20 protein-coding genes are annotated in these 24,899 nt (G+C 41.9%); 9 read left to right on the top strand and 11 right to left on the bottom strand.

Annotated elements, in window-relative coordinates:
• Window positions 1–76: 76 nt before the first annotated feature.
• Window positions 77–1,438 carry an efflux RND transporter periplasmic adaptor subunit gene (locus tag ACM0OZ_RS00595; RefSeq protein WP_414580799.1) on the bottom strand — a complete coding sequence of 454 codons (1,362 nt, stop codon included), beginning with the start codon at window positions 1,436–1,438 and terminating at the stop codon, window positions 77–79.
• Window positions 1,439–2,197: 759 nt separating this feature from the next.
• On the opposite strand from ACM0OZ_RS00595, the gene ACM0OZ_RS00590 reads away from it, so the two are divergent.
• The 4 genes from ACM0OZ_RS00590 to nifH all read left to right on the top strand — a co-directional run bounded on the left by ACM0OZ_RS00590 (window position 2,198) and on the right by nifH (window position 5,681).
• Window positions 2,198–2,569, top strand: a complete 372-nt coding sequence (locus ACM0OZ_RS00590) for a hypothetical protein (protein WP_414580798.1) — start codon at window positions 2,198–2,200, stop codon at window positions 2,567–2,569.
• A 160-nt stretch (window positions 2,570–2,729) separates the two neighbouring features.
• Complete coding sequence (locus ACM0OZ_RS00585; protein WP_414580797.1) at window positions 2,730–3,242, top strand: hypothetical protein; 513 nt, start codon at window positions 2,730–2,732, stop codon at window positions 3,240–3,242.
• 1,122 nt (window positions 3,243–4,364) lie between these two features.
• The gene (locus tag ACM0OZ_RS00580) at window positions 4,365–4,580 is read left to right on the top strand and encodes a hypothetical protein (protein ID WP_414580796.1); all 216 of its coding nucleotides are present in this window, start codon (window positions 4,365–4,367) and stop codon (window positions 4,578–4,580) included.
• Between the two features lie 207 nt (window positions 4,581–4,787).
• Window positions 4,788–5,681, top strand: a complete 894-nt coding sequence (gene nifH, locus ACM0OZ_RS00575; protein WP_414580795.1) for a nitrogenase iron protein — start codon at window positions 4,788–4,790, stop codon at window positions 5,679–5,681.
• Window positions 5,682–6,260: 579 nt separating this feature from the next.
• Here nifH and ACM0OZ_RS00570 read toward each other — a convergent pair.
• The 5 genes from ACM0OZ_RS00570 to psbQ form a co-directional block, all read right to left on the bottom strand.
• Window positions 6,261–6,743 (bottom strand): hypothetical protein, encoded by a 483-nt coding sequence (locus tag ACM0OZ_RS00570; protein ID WP_414580794.1) that lies wholly within the window; start codon window positions 6,741–6,743, stop codon window positions 6,261–6,263.
• A gap of 78 nt (window positions 6,744–6,821) precedes the next feature.
• Window positions 6,822–7,409: a protoporphyrinogen oxidase HemJ gene (gene hemJ, locus ACM0OZ_RS00565; RefSeq protein ID WP_414580793.1), complete on the bottom strand. Its 588-nt coding sequence runs from the start codon at window positions 7,407–7,409 to the stop codon at window positions 6,822–6,824.
• A 420-nt stretch (window positions 7,410–7,829) separates the two neighbouring features.
• The gene (locus ACM0OZ_RS00560) at window positions 7,830–8,681 is read right to left on the bottom strand and encodes an alpha/beta fold hydrolase (protein ID WP_414580792.1); all 852 of its coding nucleotides are present in this window, start codon (window positions 8,679–8,681) and stop codon (window positions 7,830–7,832) included.
• 153 nt (window positions 8,682–8,834) lie between these two features.
• Window positions 8,835–10,037, bottom strand: coding sequence for an NAD(P)/FAD-dependent oxidoreductase (locus ACM0OZ_RS00555; RefSeq protein WP_414580791.1), 1,203 nt, complete (start codon window positions 10,035–10,037; stop codon window positions 8,835–8,837).
• A gap of 133 nt (window positions 10,038–10,170) precedes the next feature.
• Window positions 10,171–10,644 carry a photosystem II protein PsbQ gene (gene psbQ / locus ACM0OZ_RS00550; protein WP_414580790.1) on the bottom strand — a complete coding sequence of 158 codons (474 nt, stop codon included), beginning with the start codon at window positions 10,642–10,644 and terminating at the stop codon, window positions 10,171–10,173.
• A gap of 433 nt (window positions 10,645–11,077) precedes the next feature.
• On the opposite strand from psbQ, the gene ACM0OZ_RS00545 reads away from it, so the two are divergent.
• The gene (locus ACM0OZ_RS00545) at window positions 11,078–11,503 is read left to right on the top strand and encodes a hypothetical protein (protein WP_096569129.1); all 426 of its coding nucleotides are present in this window, start codon (window positions 11,078–11,080) and stop codon (window positions 11,501–11,503) included.
• 123 nt (window positions 11,504–11,626) lie between these two features.
• Here ACM0OZ_RS00545 and tnpA read toward each other — a convergent pair whose 3' ends face one another.
• The gene (gene tnpA / locus ACM0OZ_RS00540; protein WP_414580789.1) at window positions 11,627–12,037 is read right to left on the bottom strand and encodes an IS200/IS605 family transposase; all 411 of its coding nucleotides are present in this window, start codon (window positions 12,035–12,037) and stop codon (window positions 11,627–11,629) included.
• Window positions 12,038–12,118: 81 nt separating this feature from the next.
• On the opposite strand from tnpA, the gene ACM0OZ_RS00535 reads away from it, so the two are divergent.
• Window positions 12,119–13,492 carry an RNA-guided endonuclease InsQ/TnpB family protein gene (locus tag ACM0OZ_RS00535; RefSeq protein WP_414580788.1) on the top strand — a complete coding sequence of 458 codons (1,374 nt, stop codon included), beginning with the start codon at window positions 12,119–12,121 and terminating at the stop codon, window positions 13,490–13,492.
• A gap of 51 nt (window positions 13,493–13,543) precedes the next feature.
• Here the strand turns inward: ACM0OZ_RS00535 and ACM0OZ_RS00530 are convergent, their stop codons facing one another.
• A complete protein-coding gene (locus ACM0OZ_RS00530; protein WP_414580787.1) occupies window positions 13,544–13,966 on the bottom strand; it encodes a thiol-disulfide oxidoreductase DCC family protein in 423 nt (140 codons plus the stop codon).
• Between the two features lie 141 nt (window positions 13,967–14,107).
• On the opposite strand from ACM0OZ_RS00530, the gene ACM0OZ_RS00525 reads away from it, so the two are divergent.
• Entirely contained in the window at window positions 14,108–15,019 is a 912-nt protein-coding gene (locus ACM0OZ_RS00525) for a helix-turn-helix domain-containing protein (RefSeq protein WP_414580786.1), read from the top strand.
• Between the two features lie 462 nt (window positions 15,020–15,481).
• Here ACM0OZ_RS00525 and ACM0OZ_RS00520 read toward each other — a convergent pair whose 3' ends face one another.
• The 3 genes from ACM0OZ_RS00520 to ACM0OZ_RS00510 form a co-directional block, all read right to left on the bottom strand.
• Window positions 15,482–15,964: a hypothetical protein gene (locus ACM0OZ_RS00520; protein WP_414580785.1), complete on the bottom strand. Its 483-nt coding sequence runs from the start codon at window positions 15,962–15,964 to the stop codon at window positions 15,482–15,484.
• Between the two features lie 75 nt (window positions 15,965–16,039).
• The gene (locus ACM0OZ_RS00515; RefSeq protein ID WP_414580784.1) at window positions 16,040–19,360 is read right to left on the bottom strand and encodes a CHAT domain-containing protein; all 3,321 of its coding nucleotides are present in this window, start codon (window positions 19,358–19,360) and stop codon (window positions 16,040–16,042) included.
• 194 nt (window positions 19,361–19,554) lie between these two features.
• The gene (locus tag ACM0OZ_RS00510) at window positions 19,555–20,304 is read right to left on the bottom strand and encodes a hypothetical protein (protein ID WP_414580783.1); all 750 of its coding nucleotides are present in this window, start codon (window positions 20,302–20,304) and stop codon (window positions 19,555–19,557) included.
• An 881-nt stretch (window positions 20,305–21,185) separates the two neighbouring features.
• Between ACM0OZ_RS00510 and ACM0OZ_RS00505 the strand changes: the two genes are divergently transcribed.
• Both ACM0OZ_RS00505 and ACM0OZ_RS00500 read left to right on the top strand, forming a co-directional pair.
• On the top strand, window positions 21,186–23,489 hold the full coding sequence (locus ACM0OZ_RS00505; protein ID WP_414580782.1) for an EAL domain-containing protein: 2,304 nt from the start codon (window positions 21,186–21,188) through the stop codon (window positions 23,487–23,489).
• 153 nt (window positions 23,490–23,642) lie between these two features.
• Window positions 23,643–24,890, top strand: a complete 1,248-nt coding sequence (locus ACM0OZ_RS00500; protein WP_414580781.1) for an RNA-guided endonuclease InsQ/TnpB family protein — start codon at window positions 23,643–23,645, stop codon at window positions 24,888–24,890.
• The last annotated feature ends 9 nt before the right edge of the window (window positions 24,891–24,899 follow it).

Raw genomic sequence — 24,899 nt, 5'->3', positions numbered from 1 at the left:
TGGGCATTAGAAATTGGGGATGAGAGATTAGGGATTACCTATTCCCTAGTCCGCAGTCCCCAATCCCTAGTCGCCATTAGTATGATTCAGGAACGATGGGAGCACCATCTCTAAGATTGAGTAACCCTGAGACAATAATTTTGTCTCCTGGCTGTAATCCTTCCAGAACTTGGTAGTTATTACCTTTGATATTGCCTAGCTTCACGCGTTTTTGCCGAGCTACCAGTTGAGATGCTCCTTGTTGAGCTGCTTGAGGTTTTTCTCGTTTTTCTCCTTGAGGAGGTTGTAAGGGTGCTTGAGCTGTTACATAGACAAAAGTTTCTCCTGCGACACGAGTTACTGCTGTTGCTGGGATGAGGACTCCAGGGCGCTGGCTCCAGATCACTCTTGCGCGAGCAAACTGATCTGCTCGTAGTTGATTGTTCGAGTTATCAAATAGCGATTTAATAAGTATGGATTGAGTATTATTATTGACATTAGGTGATATAAAAAATACACGACTCATACCTATAACCTTGCCTTGTGCGTCCATAACCTCGACTGGTGTTCCCTTTCGTAGTTGAGGTCCCCGCTCAATCGACACGAATATATTGACTTCTAAAGGTTGGTTTTGAGTAATGCTAACTAATTGTGTAGACGTATTGACAAAATCACCGACTTTTACGGGTACGTTCCCAACTGTGCCAGCAAAGGGAGCGGTGATTTTGTAATACTGAAGCTGGACTTGTCGTTCACTGGTATTAGCTTGTGCTTGCTTTAAGGATTTTTCAGCTTGGTTAATGCTAGCTTGCTGTGCTTTAATCCGGGCTTCTACTTCACGGACAGCAGCTTGTGATGTTGCCAATCTGTTAGCATACTGCTCACTCGTCTGTCGAGAGACAGCTCCTTGAGATGCCAAATTGGTATACCTTTCGTAGTCCTGCTGATTCAACCTCAAATCAGCTAGGCTAGATTGCCGTTCAGCTTCCAGAGATCTGAGGATAGCGCGGGCATTTTCCAGTTGTGACTGAGCCACCTCAGCAGCAGCGTTCACACTACTGACAGCTGCTTGTTGCTCTCTAGGGTCGAGTTGCATGATGGGATTTCCCGCAGCCACTGTATCTCCCGACCTGACAAATATTTGGGCTACTTGACCCTGAACTCTCGGCTGAAGAGTCACTGAGCGGCGCGATTCCAAGTTAGCAACAAACTCTGAACTATCCTCAATGATGCCAGATTGTACTGTGGATATCTTGACTCTTGATGCTGGCGGTTGAGCATTAGTAGCTGTGGGTGCGCTTTTTTGAGGAGCAAGCCAACGCCAAAGTCCATAGCCTCCACCTGCTACTACTACGGCTAACAATAACCAAAGCCACCTTCGCGATCTGCGGGGTGGCTCTTCTAATCGGCTTTCTGGACGATTGTCTTCAAAATGAGTTTGAGGCTCAGGAGATTTCATGACTTACAGGCACCTGTGAAGAAATTAACAAAGAACCGAATCAAAACTGGAGCCGTTGATAGAGAAATTGCTTAAGTAGCATAAGGCTCACCTGTGAACCACTTAGTAATCCATTTCAATATACTTTTTCCGTGCTCTTGTCAAATCTATCGAAAGGGGAATGCTAAAAATAAGCTTACAAGTAATTTTCCCCTATTGTCTTTTCAGTTCTTGCCAAAAATGTTTGAATCTTGCTATTCCTGACCAAAACAGTTCTAAGTGCTGAGGAAAGCCATTGCTTTACTTTCTCCCGAGTACTCGGCGCTCAGGAAAAGGTTTAGGACTTACGCAGTGTATAAATGTGTTATTTTATATAGATTTTTGGTTAATTACGTAACCCCTGACTTTCTGAAGTTTTTCAAATCAGTTTAGACCCGACTACTGCCTTCGGTGCTACAAAATTACCTATCTTTTTCTTGGCGTCCTTCTCAGGAGCGCTTTATTTAATTCGGTACTCTACCCTACGGGAACACAAGAGCGGCGAACGGGCGGGATAGGAGTATTCCCAGCATAGGCAATTCTCAAGTTAGTAACTTTGAACCAGAGCGTTTCTTAATAGCAAAAGTAGTTTAACCTCTTTTCAGGAATATTAGATGAATGTGATGTAGGAAAAAACAAGTAATACATTCTGAATCACTTAGTCAAAGACAAATGATGAAGTTTGAATCACGAATTGAACTTAAGTAGTCTTAACTCAAGACAACAAAGGAATACAAAACAATGCAAGGTACAAAAATGTCCTTCAAAACTATCAGCTTATCTGTGTCTATCTTTGCTGCCTCTGCTATTGGATTGCTGGGTAGTACTACTGTACAAGCACAGAATAAGGCAGTTCAAAGACCTACAATTGCCACAGTTAAAAGCATAGTAAATGGTGACATCATGTGCTATGTCAACTTAGTAGATAACAAAGGAAAACAGTATAACAGTGTCGGTGCATCGTTTGAGTTGTGTGCAAATGAAAAAACTTTTTTAAACAAGAAAGTACGGCTATCCTATAACCGAGTTTCGGTAAACGATTGCCAAAGCGCTGAGCCTTGCGGTAAATCTCGATTAGAGACTTTAATTACCAAAATGCAGATTATCCGATAAGTGTAAGCGCACTAAAAACTATTAAAAACAGCATAGATATTTGATTTACAAGCTGAGTTTTATATTAATTTGAAAAAATAGTAATTTTTTCTGAAAATCACTTATCAAGCTAAAAAATACTATCTTTTTCTTAAAAAATAACTACATAAACGAGAAAATCATGTATAGATTGTTCAAGAAGCGATTGACTGCTTTAGGACTTTTATTGGCTACTTCTGTTGGTGGTTATACTCTTTTCCAAACACCAGTGAGTGCTAGCAACCTAGAAAAAAATATTCAAGAGCTAGCTTTAAGAAATCTCCCTACCGCTGAGGATACTAAAACTATACCTTTAACAATTAACGACACACAACCCACGACACTTCTATTAGCAAAATCTTCTCAAAATTACGTCGGTACATGGTCGAATGGTCGAGGAGAAACTCTGTTAATTAATCCAAATACCATAAAGTTCGGTAACGATAAAAAGGTTAGTTACAAAAATGTAACTAGAGCTACTGATGGAACTTACTTTGAAATTCAAATCACTAGTTCTGGAAAAATAAACTTTTTTCAAAAATTTCTTTCTTTGAAAATTGAGGGAAAACAGATGACAATGACAGGCTACAACTCATACAGAGATATGAACTTGGCGCAAAACCAAGGCTTACAGGTAACCTGGTATCGTGATTAATCACTTCCTTTGCTGACAGTGTCAGCCAAATTCCCTTTTATCTGCTTCTTTGATTGTTACCGCGAAGCAGTACAGTAGTTGGAGAATTTCTGTTTAGCACACGTATATAGATATCTATCAAATCTCTAGAAAATTGGCTTTTGTAAGAAACTCCATGAGCAAAAGCTCACAAAGAAAAATAAAAATAGGCTTTCAATGAAACTTTATTATTTATTGGTAAATAAATTATCAATATATATGTTATGGTTTGTATAGGAATCAAAAAAAGCAAAAGCACAAAAAGACTTCAATAAAAAATTGAGGTAAGTTGAATATAGTTTATTTGCTTTGGTCAATCCACTTCAATTCGCTACAGCTTTTAATAAAGGGATAAAGCCAGATGAAGCAGGATAGTGACCTTTGTAACAACTTCAAGTTAATCAGAACTCGTCTGGTTATGAGCCTACAAGAGTTGGCTAACTGAGCTAGCTTATAATCAAGCACGGTATTTGCTCACTACCTTGGGATATTGGCAGGTTCACTCACAGTTAGAGGTTCTCGGCGGTTATGATACTAGCAAAACTGGGAACGTGGTAGCAACGATTTAGAGTGGATTGCTATTTTGGTTGGTTGTGTGGCAAAACTCTACGTAAATTAAGAACTCCTGCTGCAACCATTCTAAAGATTTGAGCTACGATTAGAGTTTTGTTGTAAAAACTGGCGATGGTCAGATACAAGTTTTCAAAGCTTCGTTATCGATAGATATAGAGTTTCCCTACATCAACTCCAAGCACGCTTACTCTACCCTATGGGAAGCAAGCTACAGATAGCGTCACTTCGTTTGGAGAAATCATCTATCTGATACCAAGTTGCGTTCATACATCTTACCCTCTCTCCTTTGTGTCCCTTGTCCCAACAACTGGCTGATATCTTTGAACGCAATTCCCTATGACTGCGCGTCTGGTGACATTTGCACTATCCGCCAAAACGCCAGAATTCATCTGAAATCGACGAACGACTCGTAGCGGTTTGACGAGATCTAAATCGAATAGGACTTACGCATTCTCATCTTTTTATCTGCGTTAGCAGCCGCTTTGCGGTTCAATAAATTGAGCTTTTTGGCAATTTTGGCTGGCGTCAGTTGTGTCGAAGTCAAACGAGAGTGGAAATATATCTGCCTCAGTGTGGATTGTTTTGGCAACCCTCAAGATTGACATAAAAGCCAGACTGGGCGATCGCCCGGAACGCACTGTCCAAAGAGCGATCGCACGCAGTACCCGCAGCCCGCAGCGATGGCACAGAGTGCCCGCCTCCGGGCGATCGCTGTTGACTGTAGAACCAGATAGTCAAAGCAATTGAGCCATTGCTTATTAGTCATTGTTCAGGAAAAAGGACTCATGACTAATAATCAACACAAACTTATCAACACTTGCATATGTTCTGGATTGTAACTGTTTTTGGGGTGGTTCGTTCGCCTCCAGTAGGCGCTATATGCCAACGCAAGCGTGAACGTCTCACATAAACCTTCAGATCCACCAACAAAATCATTGTAGGAAAACACTAACCATGACTACTGACGAAAAAATCAGACAGATAGCTTTCTACGGTAAAGGCGGTATTGGTAAATCTACCACCTCTCAAAACACCCTTGCTGCTATGGCAGAAATAGGTCAGCGTATTTTGATTGTAGGATGCGACCCGAAAGCTGACTCTACCCGTTTGATGCTACACAGCAAAGCTCAAACCAGCGTTCTCCAATTGGCTGCTGAACGAGGCGCTGTGGAAGATATAGAACTCCATGAAGTCATGCTCACCGGCTTTCGGGACGTACGTTGTGTGGAGTCTGGCGGTCCTGAACCTGGTGTAGGTTGCGCCGGTCGCGGTATCATCACTGCCATCAACTTCTTGGAAGAAAACGGTGCATACCAAGACGTTGACTTCGTTAGCTACGACGTGTTGGGTGACGTTGTCTGCGGTGGTTTTGCTATGCCTATTCGTGAAGGCAAAGCACAAGAAATCTACATTGTTACCTCTGGTGAGATGATGGCGATGTATGCAGCTAACAATATTGCTCGCGGTGTTCTCAAATATGCTCACACTGGCGGTGTGCGCTTGGGTGGTTTGATTTGTAACAGCCGTAACGTTGACCGGGAAATCGAACTGATCGAAACCCTGGCAAAACGCTTGAACACCCAAATGATTCACTACGTACCTCGCGACAACATCGTTCAGCACGCAGAATTACGCCGGATGACTGTGAACGAGTACGCACCTGACAGCAATCAAAGTAACGAATATCGGACATTGGCTAACAAGATCATCAACAACGATAAGCTCACAATTCCCACACCCATTGAGATGGAGGAGCTAGAAGAGTTGTTGATTGAATTCGGTATCCTCGAAAGCGAAGAAAATGCTGAAAAGCTGATTGGCAAGTCCAGTGCTCAAGCAACAGTATAAAGTACTACTAAGTAAGCAATGCTCTAGGGTGGGTAGCAGGAGATCACCCTTTAATTCATAGCCAAGAAACGGGTTGGTGGGTAGGGATTGGTGGTTGATTATTGGGGATTGGGGATTAAGAAGATTCTTCCCCAGTCCCCTATTCCTAATGTCTATTCGGGGTCATTCGACTTCATTTTTACTCAGCCATGTCTGTACATGTTGCAACCCCTCGCGATCGCTGTTATAACGAGGGCTCCAGCCAAGCTGCTGCCGGATTGAGTCATTTTTAACTACGCTAGAAAATTTAAAGGGGAATATGTCCTGGTCGTTTTCTAGCCAGCGTGAAGGCAAAGTTAGCAAGTGATAGTTGATATTGTTGGGAGACGGACTTTTTTTATCCGCCTTATATCCCCGGACTACGGCGTTGGGGATGGGGTACTACGGCTTTGATAATTTTAAGAAATTAACTATCAAAACTTTATATTTCGTTTGCTACACTTATATAAGCAAACATTAAGTTTGCTCCTCACACCACACCGTAGCTCTCTTGTTAGTCAATGGCAAGAGAGCTTTTTCTTGGTTAGTCATCAAGTTTGCTCATGCATTAACTGACAAAAAAGGAATATTCTCAGCCAATGCATCGTTAACGGTAATACCCTGTTTTTTTGCCCAAAACTGAGTTAAAAAGTGAATTTGCCTCAAACCGACGATTAAATTCAATCCTGGTATAAACAGCCACCAAACCACTAACGGTTCTTTCATTCCTGCTTGGCGGTAGAGTTCGTTGACTGTTTTGTACAACTTGAACTGAACGATGTAAATCCAAACGATACCCAGCAAGGAAAACCAGCCAAACCATCCTGGAACATCTGGATCGAAGATCCGCAAGGCTTGGGGAACTGTTACCCCCAAGACAAACGGCGCTAGCGAAAGGGTTCCTGACCAACCATAGCCGTTATAGCGCCGTAATTCCTCTTGGATAATCCATTTATACCACCCGTAATACAGCATCAAAGTGACTACAGATAAAAGAATGACTCGCCATAGAGGACGAGGTTGACCGAATGGTTGACTGGACATACTTACGCCTGAGATGTCAAAGTATTGTTCTTAACATTTCTTAATGTATAACAACTTTGACAACCCAGGTAAGATGATCTAACTACCTTGCTGCTGTGGAATCTGTGGCACTTGTTCGGTAAGCTTTTCCTGATCTTTACGGCGTTTTCTGGCGTAAAGCTGAATAGTCGCCGCCATCGCGATCACCAAGCCAACAATGCCCCAAACCGTGATATCTGTGGGTAAATTATTCTTGAACACAGCCAGCAACACAATGACTATCAACATCACAGTTGGCGCTTCATTTAACGCCCGTAACTGCTGACTATTCCATTTGCACTTGTCTTCTGCCAACTGCTTCATCAGACGCTTGCAGTAATGATGATAGCCAATTAAAAGGACAACAAATCCTAGTTTGACGTGCAGCCATCCTTCTTTAAGAACGTCTGGTTCCGTAGTCAATAAACCAATTGCCATTGCTACCGTCACCAGCATCCCTGGAGTTGTGATAATACTGTACAGACGCTTTTCCATTATTTGATACTGATTTTTCAGTATTGTGCGTGCTGGTTCCGGTTCTTGGTTAGCTTCAGCGTGATAGATAAAAAGACGCACTAGGTAGAACAAACCAGCAAACCAAACGACTATACCAACAATGTGAAAAGCTTTAAACCAGGAATAAGCCATGAATATTTTTCTCCATTAATGGAATTTCGCCGCAAGTTAAGTAACACAACAGCGCTATAGAAATCCTATCTGATCCATGAAACTGAACTTGAGTTATTTAATGAAGCGCAAAATAGATGGCGGACAAAATGCCCACCCTACAGACACAAGAATCTTAAGAATATATAAAGGATATTTGAATTTTGAATTCCAATTGCTATCATTCTTACCAAAAAAGAACTCAGAACCCAGTTGTCAGAACTCAGAATAAAAAACGCCTATACGCCCTTCGGTATAAGTTCTCCACAACTGGATGGAGAGTATTCATATAAAGGCTAATGTATTTCTTCATCGAGAAAAAAGAATTTTTTCTTGCCAAATAGAACATATTTTCTTTGTGGAAACCCAACTGTGTTCTGTGTTCTGCGTTCTGTGTTCTTCTTAACTTACATCTTTGACACGAACAAAAGGCAACAGGTCTTCAAGAATTGTTTCGTGGTAGTGTTCTTGGGGATAATGCCCAACGTTGTTAAGTTTAATTAAATCTCCAAGTGCTAAGGGATTTACAAAATCTTGCGCTATTTTTAGCGGTAGCCAAGGGTCTATCATTCCCCACAAAATTAAAATTTGTTGTTGCCATTTTTGAAAACCAGATTCGATTTCTGTCATTGCTGACGGCAACTGTAGATTACGGATAGTTGCTAGAAGACTTCTTCCAGCAGCAGAACTTTTCAAAAAGGGTTTACGATAAATATCTAAATCCTTATCTGTAATGACGTAACGAGAACCACCTTCTAGAGTCCGGTCAACAAGTAAGGGGTCTTGGGTAATCATTTCACCTGCCAAAGGTAATCCCATTTGTTGAATTTTCCAGGGTAACTTTGCTTGGCTAGAAATTGGTGTATTGAGTATAGCGATGTTGGCAATTTGTTCTGGATGACGCAAGGCATATTGTAAACCGACAGAACCTAAAAAGCCTTGCACAACTAAAGAAAAACGTTCAAGTTCTATGGATTTTAGAAACTCTTCTAAAGCCGTAATAAACGCATCAGGTGTGTAAGCGAAATCTCTTTTTTCTGGCTTGGAAGAAAAGCCAAAGCCAATCCAATCAGGCGCTATTGCTCTTGTCCCTTGCTTTGCCAAAGCTGGCAAAAAGTTGCGCCAACTGTAACTTTGTGATGGTAAACCATGCAGCAGTAACACAGGGAGTAAATCAGTTCTACCAATAGGTGAAGATTCACGGTAAAACCATTCTAATGACCCAACTTGAATTTTATTTTCTGTTATTGACATTTGAATGAAAAGCTTCACGCAAAGGCGCAAAGACGCAAAGATAAAAAGGTAGTTTGTTATTTTCACAGCTTGCACCAGCACAGTGACCCACCCCCTCCCCATGCATGGGAAGGGGGTTTGGGAGTAGGGTCGTCATGTTGTTACAGATGTGAGTTATTTAGATTCGTAAGAGATAATCATCTCACGAATCGCGTCAGCTGTTGCAGGCGCTAGTAAAACGCCGTTGCGATAATGTCCAGTAGCAAGCAGGATGTTATTATATCCAGGCAATTTACCAATTACTGGTGCTGGGCGTCCTTCAGGGCGGGGACGTAACCCTGACCAAGTACGGATAGTCGTTGCTTTGGCTAAGTCTGGGCAAAAGGCGATCGCTTGTTGTCTAACAGACTCCAGCAGTTCTTTGTTGGGTGGTATTTCATCTTTGTTGCTAGGAAATTCAACAGTGGCACCTATCCAGTAATCTCCAGCACCTACGGGGACAATATGGACATCATTACCAGTGATCACAGGTTGGAATTCGGGATTTCCCAAAGAATACCCCAAGCGGAGGTGCAAAGCTTGCCCAAGGACAGGGCGGATATCAATCATTTGCTGTAATTGTGCTGTGAGCAAAGATGAACCCAGCCCAGCCGCCACAACAAACCAATCAGCGGTAATTTTTCCCTCTGTTGTCTCAAGTTGGTAGCAATATTTTTCAGCACCTCCTCCCCGTTCATGCGAAGGGGACAGGGAGTGGGGTTCTGTATCCCCTCCCCTTGAAAGAGGAGGGGGTAGGGGGTGGGGTTCTATACCCAAAACCTGAACGCCAAATTTGAAACTAACGCCGTGATGCTGTGCAGCGTCAACTAAAGCTAATGTGAGTGCTGTCGGGTCAACTTGGCGATCGCACTTCGAGTAAACACCGCCCACAATCTTATCGTTATCAACCTGAGGACAAATTTGCTTAAGTTTAGCACTATCCCAAATTTCCAAGGAAAAACCTTGAGATTGACGGATTTCTTGCAGCTTTTCCCATTGTGAGATTTCCCCATCTCCTTTTTCTAAAGAGGATATCGAGGGTTCAGGGAGTAACATGAGAATTCCCTGGCGGTTGAAGAGAATTTTACGACCTGTGATGGCTTCCAGTTCCGGGATAAGAGTTTCATAACGCTGGATGCTTGTTTGTCGCATCTGCCAAGCCTTACCCTTGGTTTTTTGGCTGATGATACCCATCAAAACACCCAGTGCTGCCCCTGTCGAGGCAAGGGCGGGCGGTTGTTGGTCAACAACTGTGATTTCTAGCCCTTTTACCTTGCTGAGTTCGTAAGCAATTGTTGCCCCAACCACACCGCAACCGATAATAACTACATGACTCATTGTTTGTGCTAGTGAACACAGAGAAGATGAGGAGATGAATTGATGGGGAGATGGGAAGTGGGGAAAGACAAATTCATCTTTTAATCTCCCTCATCTCCCTCATCTCCCTCATCTCCCTCATCTCCTCACCCTATCACGCTTCGCTTTCTTCTGACTGGCTGCTTGTTTTAGGAACCAGTTGTAGGAATTTGTCAATATCTGCGAAAGCAGCGACGGAGTTATTCAAGGCACTATTCGTGTTACCCACATCAGCAGCTTGGTCGATTTTAATCAGGTGATCCAATAAATCACGCACTAACTCACGCCCTGCTGCTTGGTCTTTAGGGAGCAGATTGGATGTGATGTAGTTCATCGACAGCCTGGCTTCTGCCATAGGACCGTGTGTGAAGTTTCTGACCTTGATCCACTGTCTGGTTTGGATCAGGTTTTGCACTTCTTGTGAGCGATCGCGTACAGCCTGAATTTCAGGAGTATATTCCTGAATTTTCACGACTTGAGCTTGTGTGTACGTTGGAGGTGGTGTTGCGACGCTAGGACCGCCACAACTAATGAGAAATGTTGCCAACAATACCAGAATCAATGACAAAATTGAGCGTTGACGCGGCATAAGCTGAACTTATTTACTTGCCAATTATCAGTGTCATTTTAGATCGCTAGGGTATTTTCTCGTGCTTGCTAGCGAGGGATTTTGCTGAAAATCCTCTATCTTCACGTAATCTTTTGCCTCGAAGGCATATTTTCAGTATCTTTTCTCAAAATATTAAGTACAATTACTTAATATAGCCATACCAGTTTCAAAACTGCTGAATTAGGATTTTTGGACTCGTGGTCTATCGCATTAATTCTAATGGGTTACAAGATCCCCGACTTCTTTAAGAAGTCGGGGATCTAAACCCTACGACATATCAAAATTAATGACATAAACTACTAGTTGCTAAATTAAATAAGTATTGATAATCTAAAACACTAATATATCAAGCCTTCTGGCGGTTTTTCTGTGGTCACATAAAGTAAGCCGAAACAATATAGGAGCATTTTTCGTGAACGCATCTGAGATGGCAACAAACCTTGAATTCGCCAGCAAGATTGCTACCGTAGTAAATTTATTCAAATTTGAGTTTCCAGATGCCAGATCGGATCTCAAACCTTGGAAAAATGACCCGCAAACCAGGGAGTTAGTCGATCCAGATTCTATAGACATAGGTTTTCACTTTCCTGGTATCAGTAAATCCTGGCAAAGCCGCAGTATATTAATTCAAATCCGTTTTTATCAAGACCCCTTAAACGGTTCACGTCGTGCAATAGGTGTGGAAGCCGCTGGGTTCAACCATCTTGGTGAACAGTGGCGGCTTTCTACGGTGGAAAACTGGAATTTTGTTGGTGCATCTGAACCTTCCCCACAGATAGGGGAAAAGCTTAAACAGTTTTGTCAGCAGACACTAGAAATTTTTAACTTTACCCGGTAGAAGTCCCGCACTGTATTCTTTCTTAGGAATCAGTGCCGGGATGAATAACGGCAACATTTGCGAATAGTCCTCCAATCAATGTTTGGCGCAGCCAGACGAAATTGGAGGACATATGAGTATTTGTTACTCAGGTCGTGATTGAGATTCAACATATTTCTTCAACGTTTCGACCGTTACCCCACCACACGAAGCAATGAAGTATGAACCACTCCAAAATACATCTTTCCAATAATACTGACTAAGATGCTCTGCGAATTCTTTTCTTAGATACCTGCTAGTAACTGACTTCAAATTATTAATAAATTTTGGCAAGTCGGTTTGTGGAGTATACCTAAATAGTAGATGGATGTGGTCAGTTTCGCCATTAAACTCTATTACTTCACAATCCCACTTTGAAAGCAATTCTTTGAGAATATCAGCTAACCTTACTAGCATTTCATCTGTAAACACCTTTTTTCTATATTTTGTCACTAACACTAAATGCGCTTTTAGGTCTGAAAGCCCTCTGGCACGGGACAAATATTTTTCTGTCATTCTTGACACTCATTCAATTTTTCCCTACTATCAATCATAGTTAATGATAACACTGATACTCAACGAGGGGGTGAGATAGGGTTGAGAGTAAGCTACCAGTACCGGATTAAGCCTAACACTGAACAAAAGGATAGGTTAAATCATGTTAGAAGATTATGCCAGTATCTTTATAACAGGATGTTGGGAGATAAATTGGATTGGTGGGAAAACAATCGTTGTCCAGTAGATAGCTGTTCAATCATCTCTTGTCCACTCCCAAAACTTAGAGTTAATCCTAACTACAATACTCATCAAGACTTACTACCCTTTCTCAAAGAGGACTTAATTCTTGTTGAATGGTCAGGAGAATTACTAGACCTTAGTGATGTTTACTCTCAAGTTTTACAAGACACTGTTAAACGGGTTCATTTAGGTTTTGACCGTTACATCAAAGGTGATAAAAATGGTAAACGAAGTGGTAAGCCCAGGTTCAAATCAGAATCAAGCTTCAAATCATTCACTTATCCACAAGCCTTAGATAGTTGGATTAAAGGAAATTTTATTAAACTCCCTAAGATAGGGGAAGTAGAAATAATTCTTCACCGTTCATTACCCTCCGGTTTCAAGGTCAAAACTTGTATTGTTTCCAAGAAAGCAGATGGTTGGTACATAACACTATCATTGGAAGACAGGAAAGTACCATTACTTCCGTCTATAGAAATTGTTCCAACTGTTAAGAATTCCAATGGTTTAGATGCGGTACTAGATGGAGACGCTTTTATTGCCACTTCCGAAGGGGAACTGCTACCATCAGTAAAAGCATTCCGCAAAAACCAAGAGAAACTAGCAAAAATATCTAAAAAGAAGTCAACCAAGAAAAAAGGGTCTGCTAAAAGACGTAAGCTAGCAAGTCAGGAAGCTAAGTTACATCAGAAAATAGCACGTTCTCGTAAAGACCATCACTTCAAAACAAGTCATCAGTTAACAATAACTGGTAAAAAAGTCTTCTTTGTAGAAGACTTGGACTTAAAGAATCTTACCTTACGGAACAAAGCAAAACAAGATGAAAACGGTAAGTTCTTACCAAATCATCAAGCCCAAAAAAGCGGGTTAAATAAAAGTTTCTTGGATGCTGGGTTCGGTCAGTTTGTTGATATCCTATCTTACATAGCCGAGAAAGCTGGGGGACAGGTTATCAAGGTGAAACCAAACTACACGAGCCAGATTTGTTGCAATTGTGATGCCTATGCACCGAAAGAACTATCAGATAGGATTCACGATTGTAAAGCGTGTGATGTTGGCATTATAAACCGTGATATCAACGCGGCAGTCAACATAAAACGAGTTGGATTGGGAGTTTTTCCAACTATAAAAAGCCGGAGGGGGAAATTGGTGATAGAATCTTCGGGTTCTATGAGTACCCTCAAGGAAATTCGGGAGTTTACCCGAAGCCTATATCATACTGCTTGCAGTTGATGTAGGTACTTCACCTCTGATTCGGTAACTGTCACCGATGATAATTCTGAATCATAATGCATCGTTTTTAGCTGTCTTGCAGCTATCGTCAACACAATACACAGATTTATAGGTACTGGAACGCTTACCAAAAATGGTGTAACGGTTATCGCGGATTTGTTCGTAAACCTGGTCGCCGATCCACTTGACCCCAGGTAAAGCACGATATGCATCCACAAATACACTCCCCAAAGGTAACAGCCGTCCAATTTCCTCAGCCGCCGCACTGCCTTGCCAGCGTCTTTCTGGTGCATCCGCATCAATGAGAATCATACCAAGCTCACAATCTTGGGGTGTAATTCCCCACTGTTTGAGAGTTGCCTCATCTTGCATGGGGGCGTAGCGAAACAGTTGTCCTTGGTCAAGATTCTCCAGCAATTGCACGCTGGTGACACAGAGATTACAATTCCCGTCGTAGATAACAAAGTAACTCATCGAAGTCGCAAATTATTTTGAACGCTTAGTGTGTTAACATTTTAAACATTAAACATTTTGCTTTTAAAGACAACTATCCAGGGTGTCAAAAAAGCCAGCAAAGGTTAAAGCTTAAAAGCGATCGTTTCTGGGGTGAGAGCGATGCCAACACAGGAAATCATAAATATTGATTTTACTCAGGAAGATGCCTGTTCAGAAATTCTTCCGCGATCGCCCCTTGCGTCCAGTTACCATGCTAACTGGGATGGTATCCGCTTAGATCATCATCAACAGCCAGCTTTTGAGACACCAGAACATACTCCTCAACAGCACGTCATTGGTGTCAGCCTGACAAAACAGGCTGTTAAGGCAGAACGGGTGTTGAATGGACACGTTCAGCATGAGTGTATCAAATATGGCGATGTTGCAGTCGTTCCAGCAAACAGTTATCACAAAAGCAGTTGGGAGTTAGAATCTGAATTTTTAGTCCTGAGTTTAGAGAAACCTTTATTTGCCCGTGCTGCCTACGATTCAGTCGATTTGCAACAGATGGAGATTATACCACATTTTGCTGCCGCAGACCCGCTGATTCAGCAAATAGGACTGGCGCTACACTCAGAACTGGAATCAGATGGCAAAGGTAGCCGTGTCTACATCGAATCTCTTGCGACGACGCTCTGCATTCATTTACTCAAGCACTATTCTGCACCTTCCACTAAGATTGGCAGACATTCCGATTCTGAAGGGCTTTCGCGTTTGAAGTTGCAGCAAACAATTGATTATATCAATCAAAACTTAGAAAAAGATTTAGGCTTGGCTGAAATTGCCACTGCTGTGGGGATGAGTATGTATTATTTCTCACGCCTATTTAAACAATCAACTGGTTTTTCGCCGCATCAATACGTGATGAATTGCAGAATAGAGAGAGCGAAAAGGTTATTGGCTAAAACAGAAGAAGCGATAGACCAAATCTGCGAGCAAGTAGGTTTTCAGAGTCAAAGCCACTTCACAAACGTCTTTCGTAAACTCATAGGTACAACACCTAACGCTTATAGAAAACAGGTAAAAATTTAGCTTTAATCACTTTTGGATGATGTGTTAGTGCTAGTTAACGCAGGATGAGCATTGCCTATACAATCCTCCGGAATCCTTTTCTAATCTGCGTTTCGAGTAACGAGCGTTGTAGATTGGCTCTTGTGCGTAGAACGTTACGACCAGCACAGCGCGGTGATTGTTTCGCGAATTATGTAGATGACGTTCTCAACACACAGATTTAGATACTAAAGTAGGCATCAATTTATACCTTAAAAACAGAAATACCTCTATTTTTTGAGGAGCGAAGGCACACAGTTGATGTGTTCTATCATAAGAAATAACTGATGTAAATGTGTCAATTTCGACTTTCTATATACCATGTGTTAACTCACTCAGAAACTGGCAACAAAAAACAATTTTCTATTGCCGGTTTTGGAAAGTATTTCAGTTTAGAGTCGCCTCTAATCCAAGCAATTATTAGGGCTAATTAATTTTTTAGCTTCAGTGCCCCTTAAATAGTCTTCTAATAAGCTGAAATGCTCTTCTCAAGGAGCTTTCTGTATCTAGTTCTACCTCATAAGACAGAATTCCAGGGATAAGAGGCAGAGCTAACTTTACCTTAGCGGCTGCGGGTTTTCCCGATTCGTTAAGTTTATCTCGAATTTCCAGTAATAACCGCATAAACTCATCAGGATAGTTCATACTAGGCTTTTTCTCAATCATTTCAAGTTCCCGCACTACCTCAGTAATGGCATTACGTGCATTAAGTTCTGCAATTACATGGGAGTGCGCCTCTTGTGACAAAAGCTGCCAATACTTAGCCTCATATTTACGAAGTTCTGGTATGATTTCTTCTCGAATTCTCTGCTCTATAGAAATTTTTGCAAAGATATCATCAACGATAGCAAGGCGTTTTTCTGCCTTAGTGAGAATTTCATACCGTAAATCCAAGATTTCATCTATGTCAATTAATCTTGTGGACATTGCTGTTTTCCCTCCCAATTCCTGTCAAGTACTTCTCAGCAAACTACCGTAAGATTCGACAAATTAAAGATGGAATTAGCCCAATCCCTGGCATGTAAAAGCAGCCCAATAATAAGGGTTTGCAAAAATTCGCTTTCTACTATGGTGTTTAGAAAAATAATTTTGTAAAAAAGTCTCTAGTCTGTTATCTAAAGATAAGTTCCTTTCTTGAATCCACTGCCTTAGTTGAGATATAGTGACATCTCGGAGCCAAATCTGAGCTTGGCCAAGTGCCATAGCTATTGATGAGAACTTTTGAAGATTTTCATAAAACTTAATCATCAAGAATGCAGTGGACATATCTTCCACTGCCCAAAGGCTACTAACGACACTAGGACTGCCCGCATAAAGAAAGCCACTGGGCAGACCAATGTACTCATCGCTTACGGAGTTAAAATCAACTAGTCCTGTCTCACAAGCAGAAAGTGTGACTAAACGACATTGATCAAGATTCAGGCTTAAGATATCTTCCAAAGTCAGGCATTTAGATAGATCAATAACATTATTATATTTAGCTTGTTGAACTTCTCTGGGCACAAAAACTTGATTTGAGTTCTTATTGCGCTGAGAGTCTGGAAGGATTGCATCTGCCAGGATTAGAGCAGAGTTAGGCGGTGATTCTAGATTAAAATAGCCATGACATGCAAAGTGAATGCAGTGAACCGAACTTAGTTGCTGAGTAAAGATTGCGTCCTTAGTTGCGGCTTCGTGGACTAAAACTGCATTAGGGTGAAAATGCTGTTGGATAGACTCTACCTCAACATCACTAAAAATTAGGTCTGATGTAGGATTTTGTACTGCCAGGAAATTGCTGAAGTTTGGGCGCTGGCGCTTCTGGGCTAGTTGCAGTAGTTGGCAACTAGGAGCATAGCTAACTCCTTGGGAAAATCGATCTAACAAGTAGAAGGGTTCGGAAACTGTAGCAGAATCTTCATCGTAATTTGCCCATTCCAATTGTCTATCACTTATCGGCAAAGTATGTAGGGGAAATAGATGCAGGAAGCGATGGGGGATGAGAATGAGTTTTTGGCACTCCGCTGGAATCAGGGAGACGAGATGGTTGAGGTGTAGAATCTCCGAAAGTTCACGCAGATAAACACTTAGTTTATCCTGCCATTGTCTTTTATCGCTGTAGTAAGTTGTAAAATAGGTACTTGTCCAATCTACCAAAGCTTGCTGGTCTTCCAGAGAGGATTCCCAGACAATAGGGGTCTGTGTTTCTGATGTGACGATAAAAGTTAGTAGCTTTTCACCTGTGGCATACCATTCCAATAGAACGGTTTGCTTATCTAATGTTGTTTGGAATTGGTCGAATTTGAAACCATAACCGATGGGCAAGTAGCTGTCTTGCAGTTCATTGCGCTTCTGTCGCAACTGTTGGAGATGTTGCCCTAAAACAGTTGGATTCTCTACTCTGCCTGTTTGAAGTTGGTTTTGACCTATGGTGATTTCCTCTTGAAGTTGTTCTATTTGATTGACAACTTCTGGGGGGAAGACGGTTTTAAGGTCACGGTTGAGGATAAGTTCAACTAAGCTACGGGTTTTACTACGCTCTACATATTCAATAGCAGCGGTAAGATTGCCTAATTCTAAGCAAACTTCCACTATCTGTTGATAGAGATTATTCCATTCTCCAGCCAGTTTTTGTTTAACTTCATCACCAGAAACAATCTCAGCCTTTAAGGATTCTACAATGCCAATAGCTGTAGCAAAACTATTGTAGGCGTTGAGCAACTGTTGAGCATTTTGATAGAGGTGACCAAGCTTAAGTAAAGTTTCTGCACAGTATTGAGGAAATGCTTCACGAGTGTAGATTTGTAAAGCACTTACATAGCAAATAATTGCTCGTTCCAGATTTTCAGTCCTATCCCCGTAGATGCGCTCTCTGTAAGCAAAACCCAGATTACTTTGAGTTGCAGCCCATTGTTCTGGAAATGCTTCACGAGTGTAAACCTGTAAAGCGTTTATGCAGCAGGCAAGAGCTTGCTCTAAATTTTCTGCTCTGTCTCCGTAGATACGTTCACCATAAGCAACTGCCAGATTACTTTGAGTTGCAGCCCATTGTACTGGCAATGCTTCCCGAGTGCGTACTTCAAGAGCTGCCTGGTAAGCTTGGATGGACACTTCCAGGTTTTCTGCTCTTTCTCCAAAGATCCGCTCCCGGTAAGCAACTGCTAGATTGTTTTGGATCATTGCCCATTCTTGGGGAAATGCCTCACGAGTATAAACCTGTAGGGCGTTAATATATAAAGCGATAGCTTGTTCGAGATTTTCAGCCTTATTTCCAAAAATACGGTTGCTGTAGATGATACCTAGATTACTTTGAGTCGCAGCCCAATCTTCTGGTAGATCCTCTCTAGCGCGGACTTTCAGAGCCATTTGGTAAGCCCGGAGTGCTATTTCCAAATTTTGGGCTTTATCCCCATAAATACGGTTGCTATAGGCAGCCCCTAGATTATTTTGGGTTTTTGCCCATTCTTCGGGTATTGTCTCAGAAGTGTATACACGTAAAGCTTGTTGATAACAGCTAATAGCTTGTTCTAGATTTTCAGCCTTGTTACCGCAAATACGTTCACTGTAAGCATTTGCCAGATTGTTTTGAATAGCAGCCCATTCCTGTGGGAATGCCTCTAAGGAAAATATTTGTAAAGCATTTGTGTAACAAGCAATAGATATTTCCAGATTTTCGGCTCTATTCCCATAAATACGATTTTTATAGATAGTACCTAAGTTATTTTGGATTATGCCCCAATCTACTGGAAATACCTCATGAGTAAAAATGGTGGCAGCGACTTTACTGCTAGCAAGGGCAATCTCCAATTTGCTAGCTCTGTCACCTAAAGGAAACTCTCGTATCAGGTTGCTGAAATTTCCAATAACTGCTGCGATACTCTGCGCCTTTTCTGGTTCTACTTGAGACAGAGTGTCCGTTACGACTCGATCTAATAACTGAGCGAAATCATCATTCAGCTTGTCCAAATTTGCTGCTAGTAACGGGTATACCACCTGCGGCTCGCTATTGCTTTCTGATATCGCCTGATATAGCTTGTCTAAAAAAATCAGGTTTTCTTCCTGTTTAGTTGTTGATAACGCCTCGCCTTTACCTACTGTCCTATCCGTAATTTTTCTTGGAGATTGGAGTGTCTGTTTAATTAGATGAGCCGTAGCGATTAGAAAATCAGCAGAATCTTGATCGCCCTTGTCTTTAAACTCATCTGCCACCTGTGCCATTATTTTCACTAAACCAGCATCAACTAGCTGCCAGTTGGCGTTCAAAATTAAACTTTCCTCACCACTGGAACAGACCAACAACTCGTTAATCAGATTTAGATAAGCATCCAGGCGTTTTTCATTCATATTGTTTTTAAGGCTAAGTCCTTATTTCATGCAGTCAGCACACTCTTTTGATATACCCCCTTTTAAAAAATGGATAATCCTCCGTTAGTTCATAATACTAAGTTTAGGTGGTGAAGCAGCAAAGCTCGAAGAGTTGCTCCTCTATGAATCTTCATTAGATTCCTGATATACGTATTATCCTCGCTGTAGTTCGATCATGATTGCAAGTACTCCCGGATTTTAGGCGCAAATTCTTGAAGACAACGGTCGTGAAAGCGAGCAGTTGCTTTTAGTTGAGTTCCAAAATATTCCGCAATTTCCTGCCAGTTATAGCCGTAGATCCTGCGTAGCGCTATTGCTTGAAAGTTTGCTTTTGGGCGCTTTCGCATATGTTTCTGCCTGAAGATTTTATCAGGGTCTTCTTTGATACAGTCAATAATCTGTTGAGATAGTAAAGGACTTTCTAAACTTTGGTAAACCTCGGACAAACTTCCCGACTTATCGGTGTCATCGAACTGAGAATCCGGGTAAAAAGTATCAAATGATATAAGAGTTAGAAAATTCTTTTTTCCCTGGCTGACATAGGAAAACTTACTTTGGTATTCTTTTGCAGCATCCTTCTGTCTGAAGGATATACTTTTCTTAACAAAATGGGAGATTTTTCCTTTTTGGGGATCAAATTCTCCTGCTTGAATCTTCTTAATCAATCTCAAACCGATATCTTGGATTGCTGTATCAGTAACTTCCCTGTGCCCCTCCTTTGGTAACTTATGCTTGTTGGAAGATACTTTCAGCCAGTCCGGTTGTGAAATAGCTGAAATTAGTCTCTCTAGATTTTGCTGTTGCTCATGGCTTCCAGAGGCATCCCGTTGAGCTTCTAGACCCAATCTATCTATTTCATTGTCCCGCTCTGCTGAGGTAGTAGGTTTTGTTTTATCACTAGAGTGTTTCTCTTGGTTTGTCATCAGATTTTCCCTTAGAATTTGCTGATTGGCGAAAACAGAAGTACCCGAGCTAGAGTAGCTATTTCACTATCATGACGCAGGCAGTCCATTAAACTTAGGGAGTGAAGTTCCACCACACCCCTTGTTTACATCTCCAAAAAAAACATTGAAGTTCTACAAATGAACGAAAAATTTTGAAAGTTGATCAAAGAATAAGGTTTTCAGCCAATGTTGCTGTTGCTGGCGACCATGACCATTGGCGATCGCAGGGATATCTCTTCCCCTGTTTGGTTAAAACAGAGAAGTAAAAAGGTGAAATCTATATAGGATAAGCTTTCAGAGCCTCTATTTCCGTAGTATGCAGAATTCAAAGGCTCAATGCCCTTGAGACACATGAGAAACAGGAGCTAGGAGCATCTCCCTTAGCTTTCAACCACACTCAGCTTTTTGATGACAACTATTTTTTACGACGGTACTAATCTGTCACTGTAGATGAATGTTCCTGATCTTTTTTTTGGAACGTGTATAAATGTATAGACTTTACCTCTAAATGGGGAAGATATTTATTGCCTTGTTTTCATTTCCATTTTTAAGCCTGGAGAGGAAATTACTGAGACGAGTTTTTTGTACTTTCTGTAATTTTTGGAACAAGAATCTATGAAGCTCCAGGAATGAGGTAGCCACTAGGCGTTTCTATTTCTTAGATTCTTGATCACTTGATGAGCAGCGTAATCACTTATGAACAAATTAAGGTTGAACAACACAGCTTTTCTAGTAATTCAAAGCGATGCTTTATGCACATCGGTAATTCTTGTTTAGCCGACTGCAGCAACTCAGTTAGTATTACCTAATTTAAAAAAATTGTCTAGTGTCCATTAACCTAAAACCAAAATAATAAGATAGTGAGCTTCCCACTGCCAACTAATGAAGCAGCCAGGATTAAGGCGCTACATCAGTACAAAATTCTCGATACCTCTGCGGAAGAAGCATATGATGATCTTACCCGCTTAGCTGCACATATTTGCAGCACGCCAACAGCGCTCATCAGCTTGATTGATACTAACCGACAATGGTTCAAATCAAAAGTAGGTTTAAACGCATCAGAAACCCCCCGGGATGTAGCGTTTTGTGCCTACACAATTCTAGAGCCTCACCTGTTTATCGTTGGGGATGCTTGCCAGGATGCTCGCTTCTGTGACAATCCTCTGGTAACTTCAGAGCCTAAGATTCGGTTTTATGCTGGTATTCCGTTGATTACCCCAGAAAACCTAGCATTAGGCACCTTATGCGTCATTGATTACGTACCACGAAATTTGAGTGGTGCACAACAAGAAGCTTTAGGGATTCTAGGGCGACAGGTGATCACACAATTGGAGTTACGGCGGAATCTGACAGCTTTAGAAGAGACGATGATACAGCGCCAGCAATCAGAAGCAGCGCTTAGAGAAAGTGAACAACGCTATCGCCGCCTGATAGAACTTTCTCCGGAATCTATCGCTGTTTATAGTAGAGGGAAATTAGCCTACATAAATACGACTGGTGTCAAACTATTTGGTGCAGCAAATGCAGAAGAACTGATTGGTCAATCACTAGAGAATCTCATCTATTTAAATGAGCAGCAAAACCCAGAGGTGCAACTGGAACTTCTTGAGGAGAAACCAAACCAACCTGCTGTCAACGAGGGAAAGTTGGTTCGGCTTGACGGTGAGGTTATTGATGTGGAGATCACAGGAATACCCGTGACTTATCGCAGCAAAGGGGCAACGCAAGTTATCATTCGGGACATCACTGAGCGTAAACAAGCAGAGAAGGCTCTGTTACGAGCGAAGGTGGCTGAGGTTGCCAAACTTGAGCTAGAAAAAGAAATTGCCGTTCGCCAGCAGGTAGAAGAGCAATTACTGCACGCCGCCCTTCACGATACCTTGACGGGCTTACCCAACCGAGCATTTTTTATGAACCGCCTGAAGCAGGCGCTTGATCAGGCTCAATCCCAGGAGAATCATGAGCTGTTCGCAGTCCTGTTTTTGGACTTGGATCGCTTTAAAGTGATCAATGACAGCCTTGGACATCTTGTGGGCGATGAATTGTTATGCGCGATCGCCAACCAGATTAAAACCTGTCTACGTCATTCAGACACAGCGGCTCGACTTGGAGGAGACGAGTTTACAATTTTGCTAGAGAAGCTTCAGGATGTCGATGATGTCCTTTACGTTGCTAACAGGATTCAACAGGTTCTCTCATTACCCTTTATTCTCCAAGGGCAAGAGGTTTTTACGAGCGTAAGTATTGGCATCGCCCTAAGTACAACTGGGTATGATCGACCAGAAGATTTGTTGCGCGACGCCGACACAGCGATGTACCATGCTAAGTCCTTGGGTAAGGCACGTTGCGAGATATTCAATCCCAATATGTATACTCAAGCCGTAGCTAGATTACAGTTGGACACAGATCTGCGCCACGCCCTTGAGCGCCAAGAGTTTCGCGTGTATTACCAACCAATTGTGGCACTTAATACTGGTCGGATAGCTGGGTTTGAGGCTTTAGTGCGCTGGCAGCATCCAGAACGGGGTATTGTCAATCCAGCCAAGTTCATATCTGTAGCAGAAGAAACAGGATTGATTGTTCCAATTGGCTATTGGGTACTACACGAGGCTTGCCACCAACTACAAGCTTGGCAGATGCGATTTGGTGATGACGCGCCTGGAAAAATCAGTGTTAATCTCTCTGTCAAGCAGTTTTTGCAACCTAATTTGGTGCTGCAAATTGTAGACATTTTGAGGAAAACAGGTCTGAGTACTGATCGCTTAATGCTAGAAATTACTGAAAGCGTCATCATGGAAAATGGAAATCAGGCGGCTACTGTACTCTCACAACTACAGGAACTTGGAATTGGGCTATCAATTGATGATTTCGGAACAGGCTATTCCTCATTAGGTCGTCTCCACCAGTTTCCCATTAGTATGTTGAAGATTGACCGTTCCTTTATCAGTGGTATGGGTGCTTTGTCAGTAGATTCAGAAATTACTGAGGCGATCGTCACTTTAGCACACAAACTTGGTATAAATGTGACAGCAGAAGGAGTTGAAACAGCAGAGCAACTGGCATTCCTTCAAGAGTTGAAATGTGAATATGCTCAGGGATATTTTTTCTCCCCACCATTGGATAGTGAAGCTGCAGCAGAGTTAATTATGGCTAAACCGCAGTAGTAGTTCCAAGACTATCAAGTCATCGCGGGAGCGTGAGAACCCCTACCTTTTAATCCGGGGATGAAACGTGACGCAGCGGGTTTTAACCCGGTGTTTCCGTTATTAGCATTAATCCTACAAAATGTGTTATTATTTTGTAGGAGGTGATGAATAGTGTTAAATTTAACTTACGAATACAAAGCCAAGCCCACTAAAGAGCAAGTTCAGCTAATTGAACACACGCTAGACGTATGTAGCAAAGTCTGGAATTTTGCTCTACGTGAACGCAAAGATTGGTTAAATTCTCGTAAGTGCCCAATTAACGCTTGTTCAATCACATCTGAATACATTATCCCAGTAGACGAGCCATACCCCAATTACAATACTCAAGCGAAATCTCTCACACTCGCCAAAAAGCAATATCCAGAGTTAAAAACTGTTAACGCTCAAGTGTTGCAACAGGTATTGAGAAAACTAGAAACTGCATTTATCGATATGAGACGCAAAGGAATGGGTTTTCCTCGTTTCAAGAATCGATACAGAATGCGTTCCTACGTTTATCCTCAGCTTGGAGAAGGGCAGATATTAAGAGGCAACCAAATTAAGTTGCCACAATTGGGATGGATGGAGTATGTGAAATCACGCGAAATTCCTGACGGCTTTAAAGCGAAACAAGTTAGGCTTGTTCGTAAAGCCTCTGGATATTTCCTGATGTTCTCGCTGGAGTGTGATGTCAATGTCCCTGATACTGTTCCTGCGGAGCATCCTGTGGGATTGGATTTGGGATTAGATAAATTTGTGGCAACTTCTGACGGTACCTTAGTTGAACGCCCTCGTTTTCTTCAGACACTACATCGCAAGCTGAAATTGCTGCAACGTAGACTCAAAAAAAAGCAAAAAGGGTCAAACAATCGTCACAAGTTAAATCGGAAGATTGCAAGACTACATCAACGCATTTCTGACACTCGCAAAGATTGGCATTTTAAGTTAGCCCATAAGCTTTGCAATAATGCAGGAATGATTTTTGTTGAAGATATCGATTTCCGTGTGTGGGCTAAAGGGATGTTCTGCAAGCATACTCTTGATGCTGGGTTTGGGCAATTTGTCGAAATCTTGCAATGGGTATGTTGGAAACGGGGGGTGTATTTTGCGAAAGTAAACAAGGACTACACATCTCAAGTTTGCCCTCAATGTGATGCCCACACGGGGAAAAAAGAACTGAAGGATAGGGTTCACACCTGTCTTGAATGCGGCTACACGACACATCGAGATGTGGCAGCCGCACAAGTGATCCGTAACAGAGGGATCAACGCGCTGGGACGCAGCGTGGAACAAAATGCCTGTGGAGACGATCTGACGGGGACTGGTGACAGTCTAGTTAAGAGTCGAAGAGACACGAAGAAGGGTTACGAGGCAGGCTGAAGCCGTGCC

Source organism: Scytonema sp. PCC 10023, from assembly GCF_963920835.1.
In the GTDB taxonomy this organism is placed as follows: domain Bacteria; phylum Cyanobacteriota; class Cyanobacteriia; order Cyanobacteriales; family Nostocaceae; genus Kalymmatonema.
This window is presented reverse-complemented; position numbering and strand designations above follow the sequence as displayed.

What these genes read in the sequence shown, in the direction of transcription:
- ACM0OZ_RS00595 (WP_414580799.1), bottom strand. Translation starts at nt 1,438, where the DNA reads ATGAAATCTCCTGAGCCTCAAACTCATTTTGAAGACAATCGTCCAGAA.
- ACM0OZ_RS00590 (WP_414580798.1), top strand. Translation starts at nt 2,198, where the DNA reads ATGCAAGGTACAAAAATGTCCTTCAAAACTATCAGCTTATCTGTGTCT.
- ACM0OZ_RS00585 (WP_414580797.1), top strand. Translation starts at nt 2,730, where the DNA reads ATGTATAGATTGTTCAAGAAGCGATTGACTGCTTTAGGACTTTTATTG.
- nifH (WP_414580795.1), top strand. Translation starts at nt 4,788, where the DNA reads ATGACTACTGACGAAAAAATCAGACAGATAGCTTTCTACGGTAAAGGC.
- ACM0OZ_RS00570 (WP_414580794.1), bottom strand. Translation starts at nt 6,743, where the DNA reads ATGTCCAGTCAACCATTCGGTCAACCTCGTCCTCTATGGCGAGTCATT.
- hemJ (WP_414580793.1), bottom strand. Translation starts at nt 7,409, where the DNA reads ATGGCTTATTCCTGGTTTAAAGCTTTTCACATTGTTGGTATAGTCGTT.
- ACM0OZ_RS00560 (WP_414580792.1), bottom strand. Translation starts at nt 8,681, where the DNA reads ATGTCAATAACAGAAAATAAAATTCAAGTTGGGTCATTAGAATGGTTT.
- ACM0OZ_RS00555 (WP_414580791.1), bottom strand. Translation starts at nt 10,037, where the DNA reads ATGAGTCATGTAGTTATTATCGGTTGCGGTGTGGTTGGGGCAACAATT.
- psbQ (WP_414580790.1), bottom strand. Translation starts at nt 10,644, where the DNA reads ATGCCGCGTCAACGCTCAATTTTGTCATTGATTCTGGTATTGTTGGCA.
- tnpA (WP_414580789.1), bottom strand. Translation starts at nt 12,037, where the DNA reads ATGACAGAAAAATATTTGTCCCGTGCCAGAGGGCTTTCAGACCTAAAA.
- ACM0OZ_RS00530 (WP_414580787.1), bottom strand. Translation starts at nt 13,966, where the DNA reads ATGAGTTACTTTGTTATCTACGACGGGAATTGTAATCTCTGTGTCACC.
- ACM0OZ_RS00525 (WP_414580786.1), top strand. Translation starts at nt 14,108, where the DNA reads ATGCCAACACAGGAAATCATAAATATTGATTTTACTCAGGAAGATGCC.
- ACM0OZ_RS00520 (WP_414580785.1), bottom strand. Translation starts at nt 15,964, where the DNA reads ATGTCCACAAGATTAATTGACATAGATGAAATCTTGGATTTACGGTAT.
- ACM0OZ_RS00515 (WP_414580784.1), bottom strand. Translation starts at nt 19,360, where the DNA reads ATGAATGAAAAACGCCTGGATGCTTATCTAAATCTGATTAACGAGTTG.
- ACM0OZ_RS00510 (WP_414580783.1), bottom strand. Translation starts at nt 20,304, where the DNA reads ATGACAAACCAAGAGAAACACTCTAGTGATAAAACAAAACCTACTACC.